1 protein-coding gene, 1 tRNA gene and 1 pseudogene are annotated in these 1,295 nt (G+C 62.5%); 2 read left to right on the forward strand and 1 reads right to left on the reverse strand.

Going from position 1 to position 1,295, the window contains the following annotated elements; translation table 11 throughout:
- Together M511_RS19390 and M511_RS19395 are read left to right on the forward strand one after the other, a co-directional pair.
- Positions 1-357, forward strand: a pseudogene (locus M511_RS19390) (hypothetical protein); the annotation flags it as partial.
- 105 nt (positions 358-462) lie between these two features.
- Entirely contained in the window at positions 463-663 is a 201-nt protein-coding gene (locus M511_RS19395; RefSeq protein ID WP_240547715.1) for a hypothetical protein, read from the forward strand.
- A gap of 335 nt (positions 664-998) precedes the next feature.
- On the opposite strand, the gene M511_RS19030 is transcribed toward M511_RS19395, so the two are convergent.
- Positions 999-1,072: transfer RNA gene (locus M511_RS19030), tRNA-Cys, on the reverse strand.
- Between the last annotated feature and the right edge of the window lie 223 nt (positions 1,073-1,295).

The following is a 1,295-nucleotide window of genomic DNA, read 5'->3' on the forward strand; positions in this document are numbered from 1 at the left end:
GGTTGCGGGCAGCGGCGCATATGGCTGGCCTTCTTCGTGGCGTTCGCCGAGGCAACCGCCCGCCCCAAGCCGGCGCATTACATGACCGTGCAAATGGTCGATGACTTGCTGTCGAGCGCGGAAATACCCAGGGGCGAGCGCACCCGGCAGGGTTATCGCCTCTGGGCGCTACGCTTCGCTGTGGCGTTCAAGGACGACCCCGCCGCGATGTTCGAGGAACCCGAGGTGCGAGGCGAGGTCAATGAATGGCGCAAGCAATGGGCGCATTCGCCGCGCCACTACGACTATGCCGGAACCGTGGTGACGCGGATCCTCAATTGGGCCTGGAAGGACGTCGGCAAGCTCCGGATGCCCTAGGCGACTTTCGGACGGTCTATGAGGTGGATCGTTCGGAAATCGTGTGGACTCTGGCTGTTGGCGCCATCGCGCCGGAGTGGGTGCAGCGCATCTTTACTGCCGGCTGTGAAACCGGGCTACGGCCGGCCGACGCGCCTGCATCGCAACCAGATCGAGAGGACGCCGCAGGGCCACCGCATCCGTATCAGGACGAACAAGCGCAAGCGGACGGCTACTATCCCGGTGACACCCGCCATGGCCGGGCTGATCGACGCCACGCCCGCCGACCGCGTGTTGATCCTGGCAGTGATCGCGGGCGGGCCATGACCGGACGCCACGCCTCGGACAGCCTGCGCTACTGGCGGAACAAGGCGGGGCTGACACCCGAGGCCTTGGAGTATGATTTGCGGCTCCAGGATACGCGTGGGACCGCTGCTACACGTCTGCTGAATGAGGGCTTGAACTGGCGCATATCGCCTCGCACATGGGCTGGTCGGTCCGCTACGCGGCAGCCGTAATCGAGCATTACGCCCGTGTCTCGCCGGATGAATCGGACGGCATTCTGGTCAAGCTTGCCCAAGTGAAAGGGGGGCGAAGTGAACGAAACTGCAAACGCTGGAATGCGAAGAAAACCCGATATGGCACAAGCTCTTGAAAAGGCTTGGAGGCGGGTACCGGAATCGAACCGGTCTTCACGGATTTGCAATCCGCTGCGTAACCTCTCCGCCAACCCGCCGGAGCCTCGTGTTTGCTAGGGTTTTCGATTGATGGGGTCAAGGGGGTTGTTGCGATCCGCACCTCTTTCCCCGCGAGGTAGGCGGACCCCCGTTCCACGCCGAGGCATGAACGGGGGCTTAGAGGGGCTGGGTCTTGAGTTGAAACCTATAACTTTTCTTGAATGCCGGCGGGCGGGATGCTTCAAACTCCCGACTTGGGGAGGGATCATGAGCGAACTTTAC

The organism is Paracoccus sp. J56 (genome assembly GCF_019633685.1).
Lineage (GTDB): Bacteria > Pseudomonadota > Alphaproteobacteria > Rhodobacterales > Rhodobacteraceae > Paracoccus > Paracoccus kondratievae.